This is a genomic window from Chitinophaga sp. S165, from assembly GCF_003182155.1.
GTDB lineage: Bacteria > Bacteroidota > Bacteroidia > Chitinophagales > Chitinophagaceae > Chitinophaga.
This window is the reverse complement of record NZ_QGTG01000002.1, coordinates 1,225,249-1,242,045: the sequence shown is the minus strand read 5'-3', so window position 1 is coordinate 1,242,045 and position 16,797 is coordinate 1,225,249. Positions and strand designations below refer to the sequence as shown.

Below are 16,797 nucleotides of genomic sequence, written 5' to 3'. Positions count from 1 at the left end.
CTATTACAATACTATTATCTTCCGCTCCGCAATCTCTTTAGCGCTTTTTGGGACCCCTCATTCGCTCTATTAAGCTGCACAGATCTATCATACATTTCTTCTGCCAGCTTAACCTGCCCACTTTGCTCAAGTGCCTCTGCATAGCTATTAAACGCATTATCACTCCCCGGAAACAGCAGGCAGTTCATTTTAAAAACTTCCAGTGCCTGCACACGATACTGATCCTCCAGCAGCGCATAACCTAGACTGTTCATGTCACTTTCAGGCAGCAGGAAATGGGCAGTGTCGGCCTCGTTAGCCAGCAACAGACTGGCTGCCGCATCTGTGCCCCCGGCCATTAACCTGCGTACATATAACCTCGCCAGATTGCGCTTTGTATACTGCACCGGTTGATCATTCAGAATGCGCAAACCATTCTGAGCATTCTTATAGATGGCCTCACTACCTGTATTATCGAGAATGATAACAGTTTGCTGCTTCTTAATGTCATGAAGCAATATTGTCACCGCTCCCGACATTCCCCCCGCATGAAATACCTGGTCTTTCATCGCTTCACCTGTAAAAATAAACCAACCCAATCCATCGACAGTTGTACCCAGACCACCAATATTCAACCACACGGCATTGGGCTGTCCATTGGCAAGGCTGGTTCCTGTCAGTGCACGTTTAACAGTAGTAGGCTGCACCAGTTTACCGGCAAAAAAAGCTTCACTCAGCTTAAACAGGTCCTGGCAGGTACTAACAATATTGCTATGCCCAAAAGCCCTTTCCGTATAGTCCATCCCTGTCTGATCTACACGCTGCCGCTCAGCTGAATATCGTTTAGGATAATCATAATTCCTTGCCTGGTAAGATTGCCGATCTCCTGGCAACAAAAGCAGATAGGTATGTTTCATTCCTGCCGGCACAGTAATATTCTTTCGGATATATTCCCCGAATGTTTCTCCCGATACCTTTTCAACTAAGTCTGCGAGCACTTCGTATCCAAGATTACAATACCACCATTTTTCGCCGGGCGATAATTTAGCCTTTAACTTACGCTCCGCCAGGAACTGAAGAAGTTCCGCGTTGTTGTGACGATGCCCCAGCTGCTTCTCATAGTCAGCCAAACTGCGCCCCAGCTCCTGATCTGAAAGACCAGAACTATGTGACAGCAATTGCGATATAGTCATGGTTGGATAAGGAAATGATGGCAAATACCGGCTAACGTTTTCATCAAGGTTTAACTTTTCCTTGTCAGCCAACTGCAGAACAGCAATTGCCGTAAAAGGCTTTGACAACGAAGCCAGTTGAAAAGCTGTCTCCGGCGTATTTAAACGCTTATTTTCAAAATCGGCATAGCCGAATGAATGCTGATATACAATTTGCCCTTTCTCAGATACAAGCACATTGCCATTCAATCGCCCCTCATTCGCCAATGTTGTATAAAAACTGTCCAGACGGGTATCAGGGGCCTGCGCATTTACTTTTATTAATGCCGCAGTTAATATCAGGGTGAAAACAGATCGTTTCATGAAATAGAATTAGCGGAACAAAAAGAGCAAAAAAGAACAGCATTTGCAAACTTTGAAGTAAATATCTGATTATAAAACTCCTTATTTTCAATTAGCAGCCACATAGCTAAAGCGTGCAGGCGTTGGACCTGCACGCGTTCAGTACCCTTCTGTCTATTTTACCAATACATCCGTTCTCTCAAGTATTCCCTTCAGTTCTTCTATTTCAGCATAGGTCAATGGCTGAAGCGGCGTTCTCAGATGACCTCCATCCTCTCCTAAAATGTTTAATCCTGCCTTAATAGCCCTCGGTAACCCTTTGGCAACAATGAACTTCAGGAGATCTATCTGCTGAAGGAATATGTCTTGTGCCTTTTCCAGATTGTTGCTTTTAATTGCCTCATACAGACTAACATTTAATTCCGGTATCAGATTTGGCGCCGCAGTACACCATCCATTGGCACCTGCCGCAAATGCAGCTAATGCCAAAGGATTCGAGCCATTATAAAACGCTACCTCTTCACCTAATTCCCGCTTTAAATAATGCATCCGCTGCACATCGCCAGTGCTTTCTTTGATCATCGTGACGTTAGGTATCGCCAATAACCGCTTCAATAATGCGGGCGACATATCTACTCCTCCCGTTGCCGGATTATTATAAGCCATGATGGGAATTGATATCTTAGACGCCACCGCATCATAGTGTTTCACAATCTCATCGTCCGTCAGTTTCCAGTAACTCATCGGAATGATCATGACCGCCGTTGCTCCTGCCTTCTCAGCGAATCTGGCATGATAGACCGTTCGCTCTGTCGTAAGGTTCGATACCCCTACCAGCGTAGGAACACGCCCTGCAACCTGTTGAATTGTAGCTTCTGTAATAGCTTCCTTTTCCGCGTCTGCGAGGTATGGCAACACACCCGTGCTTCCCAATGGGGCTACACTATGGGAACCAGCTATAACCAGTCGCTCTACCAATTTTCTGAAAAGTGGTATGTCTACCTTTTCATTCTCATCGAATGGAGTAATAGGGTACGCAATGATCCCTTTAAATGGAATATCTTTCATTCAAGCAATTTTTTAGGTTATAAAAAGTCCGCATCCGCGGACTTCCGGAATTTATAGATCTCTGCCTTCTTCTTCACGAAGTGCAACACCCAGGTTCTGTAGTTGTGGAGCATTCTCACAGGCAATATATTTTGCCGGTTCAGCATCACTCAGGTTCTGGTGCCTGTGCCATGCCCACGAAGGGATATACACGGCATCGCCCTTCTGCCACTCAACTTTTTCTCCTTCTATTTCTGTATAACCTTTCCCTTCCAGTACATACAAAACAGTTTCATAAGTATGACGGTGCCTGTTCGTTAGCTGTCCTGGCAACAGTCCGCCAATAGTCATACTTACATTCTTGCTGGGCAGGTCAACAAAGAATACCGGATGTTTACGTTCGGTTGAAAATTGATTATGCTCACCTGCTTTTTCAACATCCCTGTGTATAAGATATGAAGGCTTCTGATACTGTGGCCTTGCAAAAGTCTGATGGAAATCTTTTGAACTGAACTGAGTTTGTGCTTCCTCTTTGGATGCTTTGGTTGCTGTTCCTACCGGATCAATTGTTGTATTAGCCATGATTGAAACTTTTGATGTTTTTGCATTATTACCATACAAAAATATAGTAGCTTTGGACTAGCCTGATGGTACAGAAAATACATAATCAGGTAGTCCAGCTATGCTTAGACCATGGGATCTTCAAATCATTATTAATACGGACTGTGAGCGTCCGGTATACATACAGATCGCTGATGCGATAATCAGCGCTATAAAGGCAGGAAAACTAAATAGTGGTGATGCGTTGCCAGGCAGCCGTCAGCTGGCCACTAAACTTAAGGTAAACCGCAATACAATTATTGAGGCCTTAGACGTGTTGCTTGCAGAAGAATGGCTCGTATCAAAAGAAAGAAAAGGCACCTTTGTGGCCGACAGTCTGCCAACATTCAGCGCGGCCAAACGTGATGTACAGGAACCGCTTAAAAAAGCGCTGGCTACCAAACCAGAGATCGTTTTTGACGACGGACTTCCTGATACCAGAATAGCACCAATTACCGAACTCGCAGGTGCCTACCGCCAGATATTTAATCAGAAGGGCAGATGGCAGTTAATGGGATACAGTCATAGCTCCGGCGATCACACCTTCAGAAGCGCCATCGTTCAAATGCTGAATTACAAGAGAGGCATGCGGCTATCTCCTGATGAGATCTTTATTACACGAGGCAGTCAAATGGCAATGTATCTGTCAGCACATTGCCTGCTGCAGCCCGGCGATCGGGTGATCGTTGAGAACCCAGGGTATAAACCCGCCTGGCTTGCTTTTGAAAATGCAGGCGCCTCTTTACTACCAGTTGGAGTCGATGCTGACGGTATCATCATTGATGATGTGAAGGCATACCTGCGCCGATACAAGTCAATTAAGGCGATATACATCACGCCTCATCATCAGTTCCCGACAACAGTTACATTAAGCCTGCAAAGACGCCTGGAGCTTATTGCTCTGTCCAACAAATACGGATTCACCATCATCGAAGACGACTACGATAATGAATTTCATTTTGGACAGCGTCCTATTCTTCCGGTGAGCAGTTTCGAGAACGTAGAAAATTATGTTTACATAGGGACTATGAGTAAGATTGTGGCGCCTGCATTGCGTATCGGTTATCTCGCATCCTCGCAGGCACTGATCAATAAGATAAGTCAGCTGAGAAAAATAATTGATGTTCAGGGCGACAACATAATGGCACAAGCCATCTTGCAATTGATAAACGACGGCCACATTAAAAGGCATTTGAAAAAGGCGACTCTCCTTTATAGAAATAAAAGAGATCTTTTTGAAACGCTGATCAATGAACACCTGGTTGACAAAGTTCATTTTCATAAACCTGAAGGAGGGCTTGCGTTCTGGCTTAAACCCAAAAGACCGGTAGACCCTGACAATATTTCAAAGGAGTTGATGAAGAAAGGCGTACAAATAATATCACCGCGGGAATTCAGCTTTGGCGACCCTGTGAATGGTTTGCGCCTGGGTTATGCATCTCTTAATGAAAGTCAGCTGGAACAAGGCGTGAAAGCCCTTTCCCTATTACTGTAACAAAGAAACCTGGACACACTGCAGGTTATCCAGGTTTTGCTCCCCTTATACTAATTCCGCTTCATTGTATGCGGATAAATCTTAATCACGGTCGTTAATCAGCCCTGTTGCTACTTCATGATCACAACAGTCGATCTGGAACTGGTCTGTATTGAGCGCTCTCTCAAGCAATCTGCAATAATGCTTTTCCCCATCTGTCTCTAAATACTTGCAGGCACGGCACATACGCTGAACAGGAATAACTCCGCGTGTATGAAGATCAAATATAATTTTACCCACAACTGAAAATAGCTGGCCCTTATCGTTGGCTGGCAGTGAGGCAATAGAGGCAGACAGATCCCGTGTATACAACGCTGCTTCATCGGCTACATTTCTTCCTTTAGCTGTCAGATGAACATTAAAATTCCTCACATCTTCGATCATATATTTTTTGCAGATCAGCTCTTTCTGTTCAAGCGCATTGACAGAATCACTTATACTTGCTTTGGAAATATTGAACTCCTTCGCAAGACTGGTGATCTTATTATTCACATGTTCGTGCTTTAGAAGGAATACCAGGATCTGCATCTGTATCGGATTCAACTGAAGTACTGTCCCTGCCTTCCAGGCCAGGACCCTCACTGCCTGCGAGATCCGTTCAAGCGCCTCAACGATCTTTTCATCTACAGAAGTATCCGCCATCCTTTTCATTTGCCCCGTGTTTATTAACACCCCTCCATTTCAATAATATAATAGCCTTTTTGCGCTATACCCGACACCATTTCCGGAGACGCCACTTCCTGATGACATAACCTGCACTCCCGCGCCGTCAAAGGCTGCCCTTGCTGATCCTTTGTTGACAGGTAGTCTTTACCCATATTATGAACTACTGCTTCGTCCTTAATATCATCCGGAACAATGATATCAAAATGCATTGTTTCGCCATTCCTCTTTACTACATATGTATCCCAGACCGCTACTTTCATTTTATTAAGTTTTAGAAAGGACAGGCCAACGCAAAGAAGACCTGTCCCGGTTAAAGATTATTTACTTTATACAGCCTTGCGGCGCTCATATTTATCCTTTTACGTCAGCTATGGACGCTCCGAAGTTGATGTGTAATACATTGCCGTTCGGTGTAACTAATGCCGGCACTGACTTGATACCTGCCTTCTCAGCTTCGCTGATGCGGCTCCTATCTTCACCTAGATGAACTACCTCAACATTAGGCTCACCAATCAGGCTTATAATATCTTGTTCAGCACTTACACACACCGGACATCCTGCATGATAGAAGATTGACTTTTCCATTTCTTTAACTTTTAAGGTTTCGACGTTATTGTCACTGCAAACCTAGTCAGGACTCCTAACACGCAGGTAATCCAGTTTTATTTTTTGCAGCTATAAACTGGTTTTATAGCTAACAAAAAAGCGACGCAGACATGTTATGCCTGCGCCGCTTTTTACAAAATGTGTTTACCCGTCAGCTACCTTTCGCTGCTAGTTCTTTAATGTCTTTCACCTCCAGTATGTTCTTGGAATATCCGTTGATAGTAGCATTTATCATAGCCTTTCCAATATCCCGGATATCACACGACGGGAAGAAAAGATTCAATAACGGAAAAAGCACTTTAATGTATTTATTATTGCCTTTCACATGCTTTTGTTCTTTCACAGGTTTCATCAATCCCGGGCGGAAATTGTATTCCCTTCCGGGGAATAGTTTTGACAATGCATTTTCTGTTCTGCCTTTTACTCTTGCCCACATCACTTTTCCCTGTTCTGAACTATCAGTATGTCCACCTGAAACAAAATTGAAAATAAGATCAGGGTTCATTTCTTTCAATTCGCCCGCCATATGCAATGTGATGTCGTAAGTGATCTTCGTATATTGATCCTCATTCAATCCCACAGAACTGATTCCAGCACAATAAAAGCAGGCGTCAAACCCTTTAAATTGTTCTCTGAAAGCATCAAGCTGCATAAAGTCAGTTACCATCAGTTCCTGTAGTTTAGGATGTTTCCATTCAGCAGGCTTACGGCTTACTGACAGTATCTTATCTATATTTTTGTTTTGCAGACATTCTAACAAAACACCTTCGCCTACCATGCCTGTCACACCTGTGATGACTATATTAAGTCCCATTGAAATAACGTTTTTACAATGTAAAAGTCGGTATAAAATTACTTACCAGCGTTGTTGAAACGTTCAAGTTTACTGTGTTGAAAGGTCCAAAGCCGTTCATATTTGGAAGTCTGCTAAACGAACGATCCATTTGTCATCACGAGCTTTGCTCCATTCGCTTCAAAATAACTGCCCGCAGGTGATCTGAATGTTTATCTCCCCAGCGGCCCAACTCACCGATCACAGGTATCAGCGTCTGACCAAATGCTGTTAAGCTGTATTCTACTTTTGGAGGCGCCTGTGGGTAGATGATCTTTGTGATCAGCCCATGCTCTTCCAATTCATTTAACTGAACGTTGAGCACTCTTCTTGATGCGTCGGGAATTTTTCGCAGTAATTCGCTTGGGCGTTTATGTCCCTCGTTAATGAACCATAACAAACGGATCTTCCACTTGCCGTATAACACCTCGGCAATCAGGTCAAGCCCGCAATTCAGCGTTAAAGGAATCTTTCTCTCGTACATAGTGTCAAATTTAACCCAATGTTACAAAAGTGACAATATGGGTGAAATTTATCCCTATGCGATTCGATCCCCCGTACTTGTCTGCGAGTATCATACCCCCGAATTTTGTATTCAAATCATTCAGCAAATGGAACAGCAATTTAATTTCAACAATGAACTGGCAGGCAAAACAGCACTCGTAACAGGCGGTACAAAGGGCGCGGGAAAGGCTATAGCTGAACGCCTGCTGCAAGCGGGAGCAACAGTTATCATTACGGCAAGGAAACAGCCGGAAGATGCAAATGATAAGTTTCATTTCATTCCTGCCGATCTGAGTACAGTAGAAGGCACACAAAAAGTGATCAGCGAAGTATTAACAGTGTACAACAAACTGGATATCCTTGTAAATAATCTCGGTGGCTCTGAAACGCCCGGCGGAGGTTTTAACGTATTGGCAGATGAAGACTGGATCAGTACACTTCAGTCAAACCTCCTGGCCCCTGTGAGGCTCGACAAAGGATTTCTGCCAGGAATGATCGAAAGGGGCGCTGGCGTTATCATTCATATCGCATCTATTCAGGGCACGCTGCCACTATACGATTCGACGCTGCCTTATGCGGCAGCAAAAGCTGGTCTGATCAATTACAGTAAAAGTTTGTCGAATGAAGTTTCACCCAAAGGCGTACGGGTGCTAACGGTATCTCCGGGATGGATTATGACCACATCTTCTACCCGGATGATGGAACGTATTGCACAAAGCTCAAATAGTACGATAGAAGAGGCCACACAGAGCGTAATGGACGCCTTAGGCGGTATTCCTATTGGCAGACCTGCAAAGCCCGAGGAAGTAGCTGAATTTGTAGGATTTCTTGTTTCTCCCAGGGCAGGTTATCTCACCGGAACAGAATATGTCATAGATGGTGGTACCATTCCCACTATTTAATTGCATTAACAGTTGTAAACCTCACTTAAAAAAACAGACCATGAATTTACCTGAAGTATTATCCAGCTTGCTTGCTGCACAGACAAATTTCAATAGCAAAACATATGCTGATTGTTTCTCAGAAACCGCTGTGGTTTTTGACGAAGGGAAAACACATACAGGAAGGCAGGAAATAAAAGACTGGAACGAAGACACCAATACAAAATACAGGACCAGGCTTAAACCTGTCGGATTCTATACTGAAGGAGAGGAAAGCATTCTGGAAACCGAAGTATCGGGAACATTCAGCGGAAGTCCCTTAGTGCTAAAATATCATTTTAAGCTGGAAGATGAATTGATAGCATCTCTTAAAATTACCGGGTAAATGATAGACAGTTCTTCCTCCCCAACATATCACATGCTATGATGGCAATAACGGAAAACCGCCTCGTCTACCTGAAACGGTTGCCTCAATTGTTAATATTCCGGTAGCGTGCGTGATTCATTTCTCCGGTGTATTTCTCCTCAAGGTCAATTGTCTGATACATCACATTACTGTTAGGTAATGACTCAATAAACCGGATAATTTCCTCAATAGTGAATGGAGATTCTAAATGCACTTCCACTCCGGAAGTTCCCCCTCTAACGGGTGATATTTCGTATTCACCCCTCAGGATGCGTTGTAACTTCAAGACATCCTGTTTGCTTTCGGCTCTAAAGCGATAAGTATTGATCATTGTTCCCAGGTATAAGAATATCTGTTGTTGGCAATCGGTTTCAAAGATAACGAAATGATGGGTCCGGGAAATCAGGCTCAGCCATAACACAAAGAGCTTTACAACTCTTGTGTTATGGCTGTTCTCAGGCTAAAAAGTCCTTCGAAATTTTAATATCAGGGCATTATTAAATAATATTTAAACTAAATATGGTTAGTCTGCCGGGACATCGCCATCATGAGTGAGTATCCACATTAGTGTAACTCGATCACCCGCTCCACATTTATCTCTTCCAGAAAATATTCATCATGTGACACTACTATGAGCGTTCCCCTATATTCATTCACTGCCGCCGTCAGGATCTCGATATTCTGGATATCCAGGTTATTGGTCGGCTCATCCAGCACAATGATATCGGGCGTCCGGTCACTGATAGTCAGACAACAAAGCATTAACCGCATCTTTTCGCCGCCACTCAGTGCATGACAGGGTTTATCCCAGTAATCTTTTGTGAACAGGAATCGCGTGAGCCTGATCTTTATCTCATGCTCCTGCAGGGCAGATAAATTAAATTGCTGCGCCTGTTCATAAACATTGATATCATCATTGATCAACGAATAGTCCTGGTCAATATATACTGTTTTATTATCAGCCCTGCTAACTGTTCCCGAGCTGGGCTCCATCTTTCCCAGGATGATATTGATCAGCGTAGTCTTTCCCGCGCCATTCAGCCCCTTTAATGCAATCCGTTCGCCACTGGTGATCTGGAGATTCAATGCGTCCTGCCAGAGCGTCCGTTTACCGTAATTGTAATTGATGTCCTTTGCTGTAAATAATATCTTGCCCCTATGAAGCGTAGAGTTATCAAAGCCCAGCTTCATCTTGTCCATATCGGGCAACTCCTTGCGCAGCTCATTCAACCCCTGTGAAATACTATCGACTTTCTCTGCATGAACACCCTTCATACGCGCTGTACTCTTCTCTGCGTTATTTCTGAATGTGTTCATGGATATAGTAGGAAGCCCGGCCTTCTCCTGCTTTTTCTTGCCACGGGCATCAAGCTTTTGTTGCTTTTCGGCGGTTTCCCGTTCTGTTTCCCTGGCCTTTCGCAATGCTTTTTCCTTACTTCTGATATCCTGGTCCAATGCATTGCCTTCAATCTCTTTTTGCTCAGCATAGAACTCATAATTGCCTCCGTAAACAGTAATACCACGTTTACTCAGTTCACAAACCGTGTCGAGCAGATTAAGTAATTTCCTGTCGTGACTAACTACGATCAAAGTGCTGGAGGTGTCTTGTATAAACTGGTATAACAGTTCCCGTCCTGCTCTGTCCAGGTGGTTGCTAGGCTCGTCCAGTAATACTATTTCCGGTTGATGAATAGCAATGCCCGCCAGGAAAACCTTTGTTTTCTGCCCACCGCTTAAAGTGGACATCTCCTGTGTCAGGTCAAGATTTCCCAATCCCCAGTAGTTCAATGCATCTGCACATCTTTCTTCGATGCCCCAATCATCATTCAGTAGCGTCAGGTTCTCTTCTGTTACTTTACCATCAAGAATTTCCTTCAGGGCTTTTAATTTATCCTCTATCTGAAGAGCTTTGGCAATGGTAAAGCCGTTAAACTGTCCGAAGATCTGCGGAATATAATACGGTACCGCGTTTGTGTGTATAGTTCCGCCTGAAGGCTGGAGTATGCCGGCTATGATCTTAAGCAGAGTAGATTTCCCTGCACCATTATTACCAATCAAAGCAATCTTATCCTGCTGATTAACAGTCAGATATATGTTGTCGAATAACAAATCCTTATTGGGATGGGTATACGTGAGATTTTGAAGAATTAACATAATTCCTTTCTTTTAAAGCCAATAATCATACAGCCCCCGGAGGAGGAAGTACTTACTTATCTTTTTTGAAAGAAATTATATCTCACATTGATGGGAGTTTTCGTGAACAATGCTGCAAACTTAAATACTTTTTTTTAATTTTTTTCATTTGACGTAAGGGTAAACCTTTAAGAGCATTGTCTACCTTCGGATCCAAATTATAAGCGCGAGGCATTGGAAGCGGTAAAAGAGTCAAAAAAAGACAGTGGCCTACTGGAACAGTACTTCTTCGAATATTTTGAAGTATTGCATACGTATGCTTATACGATACTGAAAGATAATGATGCAGCAAAAGATGTGGTGCAGTCCGTCTTTATCCAGTTATGGCAGAAAAGGGAAGAGCTGAACATTAAACAGTCTGTCCGTTCCTACCTGTACGTTGCTACGCACAATCATTGTCTCAATTATATCAAGAGCAAAAAGACACGGCAACGGCACTATGATCAATTTGCCTCCGGCGAAGACGAAAGCACTACCACGCTGGAAGAATCCATGGCACTGTCAGACCTGAAAAAAGAGGTGCTGGCTGCTATGAAGTCACTCCCGGAGAAATGTCGTGAAATATTTTATAAGAGCAGATTTGAAGAGAAAAGTTATGCTGAAATTGCTGTAGAGCTAAACATATCTGTTAAAACTGTTGAAGCACAAATGGGCAAAGCACTACGGATCCTGCGGACCATCCTATCCGGCAAGGCACTCTTCTGGCTCATCATAAGCTATCCCTTATTGGCTGAAATAAATAAACTCATTCATTAATTATGGCACAGGAAGCTGAAAATATTATCATAAACGATGACTTGCTTTCAAAATATTTTTCAGGCGAAGCAACACCGGAAGAAGCTATGGCCATTGATGAATGGAAGTCACGCAATGCAACCAATCTAAAAGAGTTCACAACATTATGGATTGCCTGGAATCAAATAGCGTTACGTACCCATAATACAGGAGATGTACAGGCTGCGTGGCAGGAACTACTACCACTCCACAAAAGAATATCGTCCAAACGCACTCTATTGCTCAGATGGGCAGCCGCCGCATCCATCCTCATTTGTTTAGCTATTCCCGCTGCACTATTATTTAAGGGCAACAACAACACGTCTAAACACCAGGTAGTTACCGCCTCTCATAATAAAGCAGAACAGCGGATACTAGCGTGCGGTTCAATGGTATTGATCTCTTCAGGTAGCAGCATCAGCTATCCGTTGTCCCCTACAGGAAATGAAAGACACGTAACTCTGTATGGCAGTAGCTTCTTTGATGTAAAAACATTGGCCAACCGTCCGTTCATTGTTACGGCAGGTCCCGTGAAGATCAAAGTACTGGGCACATCTTTCCATGTGTTTGATACAGATTCTACTATTACAGTAAAGGTGATCAGCGGTAAGATCCTCATGTCAGCTGCAGATCAGCAAACTATCGTTGCTGCAGGAGAAACAGGAAGATATCTGAAAAAAGAAAAAAGACTGGTCATGGCAGTGATCCGGCGGTCCTTCCGTTTCGATAATGAAAACCTGGAGATAGTGAGCAATACATTATCTAAAGCTTATCATAAAAAAATAATCATCCGTGACCCTGAGATCGCAAAGCTTAAAATCTCAAGCAATTTTGAGAACAAGCCGCTTGAATACATACTGGAAGTTATTGCTACGACGCTTAATATAAACTATACGACCAATCAAACCAACGATGAGATCTATTTTGAGAAAACAAATTAACCTGACTATTCTTTTTGTCCTACTATCAGCCTTCACCTTCAAATTGTACGCCCAACAATACAATAATGCTATTGTTAAAATATCTCAAAGTCCTATTGATATCACTACCCTGGCAAAAACGATCGCGAAACAAACAGGATTGGAATACTCGCTGAATATGCAAAATGCTTCCCTAAAGAAGCATATTACATTACGTACCGGCAACTGGCAATTATCCGATATCTTAAAACAGGTACAGCTACAGGCTGGACTTAACTATAGGATCATCGGCGACCACATTCTTTTTATGGACTATCTGGCTCCCGTTAATAAAGCAACAATATCCACTAAGCCACGTCCGACAGCCCTCCCTGCTAAAGTTATTACCAATCCAAAGGCAAATGGTAACAAAGTCATCGAAGCTGAAAAAGTTTTTTTATCTGCAGATAGTAACAACGCCACCGCAACTGTAAACGTTCCTTTATCCAAAGCTCAGTTGCTAGCACTCCTTACTGTTACTGAAGATCAGGTTATAGCGACGGACACCGTAGCCAAAACTGACACGGCCCGGACCTTTGGTATGGTCAAAAAACCAAAGCTGGCATCACACGACATTCAGACAGATACTACGGGACGATCAATTATTCTCGCAAAGAGAAATGCCCGGCTTACATCGCCGGAGGGAAAAAACATAACAGGCGGTCGTTCAACTAATAACAGAGAACGTTCATCCTGGCTACCGGCGTTATATACTATCCGTACAAAGTATGTCACCCCCAAAATACCCCCACCTGCATTGTTCGAAGGAACAGATAGTGCAGGCAATAAAAAACTCCCCCCCAAATTAACAGTCCCGTCTTTAATGAAAGACATCGCTATCGCAAAGACGAAACAGAAAGAAAAAAATAACAAGCAACGGCTTAACCGGCTAATTTCCGGCATTGTGAACAGCAATGATGATATTAAATGGTACCAGCCATTGGTGAATGCCGGTATCAATGCTGATGAAGTCTTATACCTTAATGCATCACTGACTGCAGGGATCAAATTCATCTATGGTATCATCTCTTATGGCAGTGCCTTCCCCGGAGGCCGTCTACGCTGGGGCGCAGGCATTCCTGTCAGCCTGAATGATGAACAAAAACTGCATTTCACATTCACCACAGGCAGCTTGAAGAGGAGGACCAATCCCGACAGCCTCATTTCGTATGGTGTGAAAGAAACCTTAACCCGTTATGGCGCAGGATGGTCTAAAACCGTAACCCCGCACATTATATTTCAGGCGCAGTTGCAATATAATGTCCTAAAGAAGACCTCCGATTCCACGAGGGCCGTCATCCAGAACCTGACCGGCGATTATGGGCATTTTGCATATGGCAAGGCTCCATATCTGCTTAGCGGAAGTTATAGTGAGAATGGCGACTTCAGACGATGGATCGGCCTTCAAATATCATTCTTCTATAAACTATTCTAATCGCCTTTTAAATGCCGGAAAGATCGAATACATCGTCTTCCGGCATTATTGGTATAGGTGTATCAGGACATCAATCTGTTATAAGCGTGCATCATTACGGGAGGTACGAAATCTTTCAACCCTAACCGGATCCCTCTCTTGAAATCTTCCACACGGTGCCTTCTTATTTTAAACAATGTAGTATGGTTGCCCAATGCAGGATCTATTTCTTCTTTAGGCCTGCCATTTGTATAATAATATAAAGCGATTGATTTCCTGGTACGGTCTTCCGGACAATTCAACGGGTCCGGGTGCCCATGATAGGAATAGGAAGTAGTAGTGAAAATAGCCATCCTGTTGAACAAAGGCAACATCTTCACTTCAGCCTTCTCCATGTTTTTATCCCATAACTCGAAATGACCGCCATAACTTTCTTCCCAATCTTTATTCAGATATATCAGCACATTCAAACGGCGGTCCAGTTTTGTAGTGGGATGCCTGTTGAAATCAGCATGTATTTTAAGTAGTCCGCCTCTTACAATCTGATGCAATCCTCCGCCTTCCAGGTATGGATCAGGTATTAAACCATCAATCCCGGTGAGATCTTCGAGGAAATTGAGGAAAGGACGGGAGTTCAATGAATTAATAAAATGCCGGGTGAATGTTCCATAATTTCTTTCATCTTTTAAGGCCAGCTTCAGTTCCTGCGCGCTCCTGTATTGCTGCCAGTGTGCATCATCAACACCGGGAAATTCGTCCAGTACATTATTTAATGCTTCTTCCGGGAAAACATTGTCCAGGCAGATATGTGGAAAAGGATTCCCCTCTATATATTTATTGCGGTGCTGACCGGCAAGCGCCTTCAGCTTGTTAGTATCTGGTGTATAGTAGTTCATAGATTGATAAATTTTCACATTGGGACATGTCATCAATATGACAACCCTATTTATCATCTACCCTTACGTCAGGTTTTTATTTATTTTGGTACGACATTTTAAACCTAACTTAACCACTTCCTTAATGCATTCGACTTTTCTCTGCTGACTATCACCTCTTCCGCTGGTGGAAACAATTCCAGTTGCAGCTTACCATTAAATAACTGGTGGATCTTTTGTATTGCTCCGGCAGAAACAATATACTGTCTGGTAGCCCTGAAGAAATCTTTCGGGTTCAATTCCTGCTCCAGCACTTCCAATGTCTGGTCTATCACGTAACGTTCCGACTGGTTAGTGACGATATATACTAATTTATGTTCTGAAAAGAAATAGGCAATATTATGCACCATCACCGGGATCAGCATGTCGCGGTAAGACACCAGGAAACGCGAGCGGTATACATCTTCCCTGTGTTGCATTTTCCTGATCACCTCCAGCAGGTCGGGGCTTGCAGACTTCTTAACCAATCCCTTTATACGAGTAATGCTTTTTTCCAGTTTCGAGGCTTCTAATGGTTTCAGCAGGTAATCAATACCGTTCACTTCAAATGCTTTCAGTGCATATTCATCATAGGCCGTAGTAAAAATAACATGCGACCGTACTGCTACATGATCAAATATTTCGAAGCTCAATCCATCTATCAGTTTAATATCCATACAGATGATGTCAGGATGTTCATTTTCTTTCAACCACTGAATGCTCGCCTCCACTGTTTGCAGTTCGCCGGCAATCTCTATCTGCTTATCGATCTCCAGCAACATCTTCTTCAGCCTTGCGGCATTGGGCAATTCATCTTCAATTATCAGTATGCTCAGCATTTTCCTTTTCTGTTTTTTTCATCAATGGTATCTTCACTTCAAAATAATCGCCTCCATTGTTAATGACAGGCTTACTGCCACTAAGCAGCAAATAACGCTGGGTAATGTTCTTTAACCCCAACTGTGCACCCGGTTCTTGTATCCGTTTGGGCTTCTTATTGTTTTTAACAACAAGCCATTTATTATCTGCAATGTAAATATCGATAATCAAAGGCGAATCAATGGTAAACTGATTATGTTTAGTGGCATTTTCAATCAATAACTGTAAGGTCAGAGGTGCAATATCACCCTGCAATTCTTCTACAGCAGGAGATATATTGATCCGGATAGCCTGCCCGTACCTGATCTGATGCAGAAAGAGCATGTTCCTGATAAAGTCGAGCTCCACCGCTATGGATACGGTGTTCTGATTACGGTTAGCCAGCATGTACCGGTAAATGGACGCCAGCTTCACAACATAGTTAACGGATAAGGATGGATTCTCTTCTATCAGGGACGTCAGCGCACTCAGATTGTTGAACAGGAAATGGGGGTCCAGTTGCAGTTTCAATGCATCCAGTTGCGCCTGTACGGCCAGTTCATTTAGTTTAAATGCCTCCAGGCGGGCGTTGTTCAATCTGTTAATAAGATGCTCTGCCGCAAAGATGGAAGTGATGATCAGGCAATAGATCATCCCCGTGATGGAAGATTGCCGGTACAACAGCTGGTTAAAAGCGAACTTCTCAGGGAAAGGAATATGAAAAAAGAGGTAAAGCACTAACAGGATGATCCCCATATGGAATATCAGTTGTACAATGAAGCGAGTTCTCATACTCCGTTCCCAGGGTAACCTGCGGTGAAAGAAATAGGTCAGCCATATGCCGGTTTCTATCACCAGCAGGGGAAACAACCAGGACAATAATGTATTAACGATGAAATCAAATACAGTGAACTGCTTCCAGGCGTTGAAGGTACGCTCGTAGGGGTTGATCAGGAAGAAGATGAGATTGGAAAGTAAGCAAAAGATAGGATAGCCATAAAGTCGCAAGAATTTATAGTTGGATGTAGTCATGATAAGTGAGACTTTTTACCGGGCTACACTATCCTATTTTAATATGTTTAATTGTATGACACGCGGTGAACTGGTCTTGTCAGC

General features: G+C 43.3%; 19 protein-coding genes. 6 read left to right on the top strand and 13 right to left on the bottom strand.

Going from position 1 to position 16,797, the window contains the following annotated elements; translation table 11 throughout:
• Positions 1-14: 14 nt before the first annotated feature.
• From C7475_RS13285 to C7475_RS13275, 3 genes are all read right to left on the bottom strand, one after another.
• A complete protein-coding gene (locus C7475_RS13285; RefSeq protein WP_110053822.1) occupies positions 15-1,514 on the bottom strand; it encodes a serine hydrolase domain-containing protein in 1,500 nt (499 codons plus the stop codon).
• Between the two features lie 153 nt (positions 1,515-1,667).
• Positions 1,668-2,561 (bottom strand): dihydrodipicolinate synthase family protein, encoded by an 894-nt coding sequence (locus C7475_RS13280; protein WP_110053821.1) that lies wholly within the window; start codon positions 2,559-2,561, stop codon positions 1,668-1,670.
• Positions 2,562-2,612: 51 nt separating this feature from the next.
• Positions 2,613-3,122 carry a cupin domain-containing protein gene (locus C7475_RS13275; RefSeq protein WP_110053820.1) on the bottom strand — a complete coding sequence of 170 codons (510 nt, stop codon included), beginning with the start codon at positions 3,120-3,122 and terminating at the stop codon, positions 2,613-2,615.
• Between the two features lie 100 nt (positions 3,123-3,222).
• Here C7475_RS13275 and C7475_RS13270 point away from each other — a divergent pair, with 100 nt between their 5' ends.
• On the top strand, positions 3,223-4,635 hold the full coding sequence (locus C7475_RS13270) for a PLP-dependent aminotransferase family protein (protein ID WP_110053819.1): 1,413 nt from the start codon (positions 3,223-3,225) through the stop codon (positions 4,633-4,635).
• An 81-nt stretch (positions 4,636-4,716) separates the two neighbouring features.
• On the opposite strand, the gene C7475_RS13265 is transcribed toward C7475_RS13270, so the two are convergent.
• The 5 genes from C7475_RS13265 to C7475_RS13245 all read right to left on the bottom strand — a co-directional run bounded on the left by C7475_RS13265 (position 4,717) and on the right by C7475_RS13245 (position 7,262).
• Positions 4,717-5,325: a MarR family winged helix-turn-helix transcriptional regulator gene (locus tag C7475_RS13265; protein WP_110053818.1), complete on the bottom strand. Its 609-nt coding sequence runs from the start codon at positions 5,323-5,325 to the stop codon at positions 4,717-4,719.
• A 14-nt stretch (positions 5,326-5,339) separates the two neighbouring features.
• On the bottom strand, positions 5,340-5,600 hold the full coding sequence (locus C7475_RS13260; RefSeq protein WP_110053817.1) for a DUF2024 family protein: 261 nt from the start codon (positions 5,598-5,600) through the stop codon (positions 5,340-5,342).
• Between the two features lie 91 nt (positions 5,601-5,691).
• Positions 5,692-5,925, bottom strand: coding sequence for a thioredoxin family protein (locus tag C7475_RS13255; protein WP_110053816.1), 234 nt, complete (start codon positions 5,923-5,925; stop codon positions 5,692-5,694).
• 172 nt (positions 5,926-6,097) lie between these two features.
• Positions 6,098-6,760 carry an NAD-dependent epimerase/dehydratase family protein gene (locus C7475_RS13250; RefSeq protein WP_110053815.1) on the bottom strand — a complete coding sequence of 221 codons (663 nt, stop codon included), beginning with the start codon at positions 6,758-6,760 and terminating at the stop codon, positions 6,098-6,100.
• 136 nt (positions 6,761-6,896) lie between these two features.
• The gene (locus tag C7475_RS13245; protein ID WP_110053814.1) at positions 6,897-7,262 is read right to left on the bottom strand and encodes a helix-turn-helix domain-containing protein; all 366 of its coding nucleotides are present in this window, start codon (positions 7,260-7,262) and stop codon (positions 6,897-6,899) included.
• Between the two features lie 127 nt (positions 7,263-7,389).
• Between C7475_RS13245 and C7475_RS13240 the strand changes: the two genes are divergently transcribed.
• Together C7475_RS13240 and C7475_RS13235 are read left to right on the top strand one after the other, a co-directional pair.
• On the top strand, positions 7,390-8,184 hold the full coding sequence (locus C7475_RS13240) for an SDR family oxidoreductase (protein ID WP_110053813.1): 795 nt from the start codon (positions 7,390-7,392) through the stop codon (positions 8,182-8,184).
• A gap of 40 nt (positions 8,185-8,224) precedes the next feature.
• Positions 8,225-8,548: a nuclear transport factor 2 family protein gene (locus C7475_RS13235; RefSeq protein WP_110053812.1), complete on the top strand. Its 324-nt coding sequence runs from the start codon at positions 8,225-8,227 to the stop codon at positions 8,546-8,548.
• Positions 8,549-8,633: 85 nt separating this feature from the next.
• On the opposite strand, the gene C7475_RS13230 is transcribed toward C7475_RS13235, so the two are convergent.
• Together C7475_RS13230 and abc-f are read right to left on the bottom strand one after the other, a co-directional pair.
• On the bottom strand, positions 8,634-8,900 hold the full coding sequence (locus C7475_RS13230) for a hypothetical protein (RefSeq protein ID WP_110053811.1): 267 nt from the start codon (positions 8,898-8,900) through the stop codon (positions 8,634-8,636).
• A gap of 233 nt (positions 8,901-9,133) precedes the next feature.
• Positions 9,134-10,723 carry a ribosomal protection-like ABC-F family protein gene (gene abc-f / locus C7475_RS13225; protein WP_110053810.1) on the bottom strand — a complete coding sequence of 530 codons (1,590 nt, stop codon included), beginning with the start codon at positions 10,721-10,723 and terminating at the stop codon, positions 9,134-9,136.
• A 213-nt stretch (positions 10,724-10,936) separates the two neighbouring features.
• On the opposite strand from abc-f, the gene C7475_RS13220 reads away from it, so the two are divergent.
• The 3 genes from C7475_RS13220 to C7475_RS13210 are packed head-to-tail and all read left to right on the top strand — an operon-like array spanning position 10,937 to position 13,930.
• Entirely contained in the window at positions 10,937-11,518 is a 582-nt protein-coding gene (locus tag C7475_RS13220; RefSeq protein WP_110053809.1) for an RNA polymerase sigma-70 factor, read from the top strand.
• Positions 11,519-11,520: 2 nt separating this feature from the next.
• Positions 11,521-12,477: a FecR family protein gene (locus tag C7475_RS13215; protein ID WP_110053808.1), complete on the top strand. Its 957-nt coding sequence runs from the start codon at positions 11,521-11,523 to the stop codon at positions 12,475-12,477.
• On the top strand, positions 12,449-13,930 hold the full coding sequence (locus C7475_RS13210) for a hypothetical protein (RefSeq protein WP_146217539.1): 1,482 nt from the start codon (positions 12,449-12,451) through the stop codon (positions 13,928-13,930). The genes C7475_RS13215 and C7475_RS13210 overlap by 29 nt, the downstream gene beginning before the upstream one ends.
• A gap of 62 nt (positions 13,931-13,992) precedes the next feature.
• On the opposite strand, the gene C7475_RS13205 is transcribed toward C7475_RS13210, so the two are convergent.
• The 3 genes from C7475_RS13205 to C7475_RS13195 form a co-directional block, all read right to left on the bottom strand.
• On the bottom strand, positions 13,993-14,805 hold the full coding sequence (locus C7475_RS13205) for a 2OG-Fe(II) oxygenase (protein WP_110053806.1): 813 nt from the start codon (positions 14,803-14,805) through the stop codon (positions 13,993-13,995).
• Between the two features lie 104 nt (positions 14,806-14,909).
• Positions 14,910-15,662 carry a LytTR family DNA-binding domain-containing protein gene (locus tag C7475_RS13200; protein ID WP_110053805.1) on the bottom strand — a complete coding sequence of 251 codons (753 nt, stop codon included), beginning with the start codon at positions 15,660-15,662 and terminating at the stop codon, positions 14,910-14,912.
• Entirely contained in the window at positions 15,640-16,713 is a 1,074-nt protein-coding gene (locus C7475_RS13195) for a sensor histidine kinase (protein ID WP_110053804.1), read from the bottom strand. Before C7475_RS13195 ends, C7475_RS13200 begins: the two co-directional genes overlap by 23 nt.
• Positions 16,714-16,797: the final 84 nt, after the last annotated feature.

Excerpts from the sequence above, each read along its gene's own strand:
- C7475_RS13280 (WP_110053821.1), bottom strand. The coding sequence starts at position 2,561 with ATGAAAGATATTCCATTTAAAGGGATCATTGCGTACCCTATTACTCCA.
- C7475_RS13245 (WP_110053814.1), bottom strand. The coding sequence starts at position 7,262 with ATGTACGAGAGAAAGATTCCTTTAACGCTGAATTGCGGGCTTGACCTG.
- C7475_RS13275 (WP_110053820.1), bottom strand. The coding sequence starts at position 3,122 with ATGGCTAATACAACAATTGATCCGGTAGGAACAGCAACCAAAGCATCC.
- C7475_RS13205 (WP_110053806.1), bottom strand. The coding sequence starts at position 14,805 with ATGAACTACTATACACCAGATACTAACAAGCTGAAGGCGCTTGCCGGT.
- C7475_RS13200 (WP_110053805.1), bottom strand. The coding sequence starts at position 15,662 with ATGCTGAGCATACTGATAATTGAAGATGAATTGCCCAATGCCGCAAGG.
- C7475_RS13230 (WP_110053811.1), bottom strand. The coding sequence starts at position 8,900 with ATGATCAATACTTATCGCTTTAGAGCCGAAAGCAAACAGGATGTCTTG.
- C7475_RS13240 (WP_110053813.1), top strand. The coding sequence starts at position 7,390 with ATGGAACAGCAATTTAATTTCAACAATGAACTGGCAGGCAAAACAGCA.
- C7475_RS13265 (WP_110053818.1), bottom strand. The coding sequence starts at position 5,325 with ATGAAAAGGATGGCGGATACTTCTGTAGATGAAAAGATCGTTGAGGCG.
- C7475_RS13260 (WP_110053817.1), bottom strand. The coding sequence starts at position 5,600 with ATGAAAGTAGCGGTCTGGGATACATATGTAGTAAAGAGGAATGGCGAA.
- C7475_RS13235 (WP_110053812.1), top strand. The coding sequence starts at position 8,225 with ATGAATTTACCTGAAGTATTATCCAGCTTGCTTGCTGCACAGACAAAT.
- C7475_RS13210 (WP_146217539.1), top strand. The coding sequence starts at position 12,449 with ATGAGATCTATTTTGAGAAAACAAATTAACCTGACTATTCTTTTTGTC.
- C7475_RS13215 (WP_110053808.1), top strand. The coding sequence starts at position 11,521 with ATGGCACAGGAAGCTGAAAATATTATCATAAACGATGACTTGCTTTCA.
- abc-f (WP_110053810.1), bottom strand. The coding sequence starts at position 10,723 with ATGTTAATTCTTCAAAATCTCACGTATACCCATCCCAATAAGGATTTG.
- C7475_RS13195 (WP_110053804.1), bottom strand. The coding sequence starts at position 16,713 with ATGACTACATCCAACTATAAATTCTTGCGACTTTATGGCTATCCTATC.
- C7475_RS13270 (WP_110053819.1), top strand. The coding sequence starts at position 3,223 with ATGCTTAGACCATGGGATCTTCAAATCATTATTAATACGGACTGTGAG.
- C7475_RS13250 (WP_110053815.1), bottom strand. The coding sequence starts at position 6,760 with ATGGGACTTAATATAGTCATCACAGGTGTGACAGGCATGGTAGGCGAA.
- C7475_RS13255 (WP_110053816.1), bottom strand. The coding sequence starts at position 5,925 with ATGGAAAAGTCAATCTTCTATCATGCAGGATGTCCGGTGTGTGTAAGT.
- C7475_RS13285 (WP_110053822.1), bottom strand. The coding sequence starts at position 1,514 with ATGAAACGATCTGTTTTCACCCTGATATTAACTGCGGCATTAATAAAA.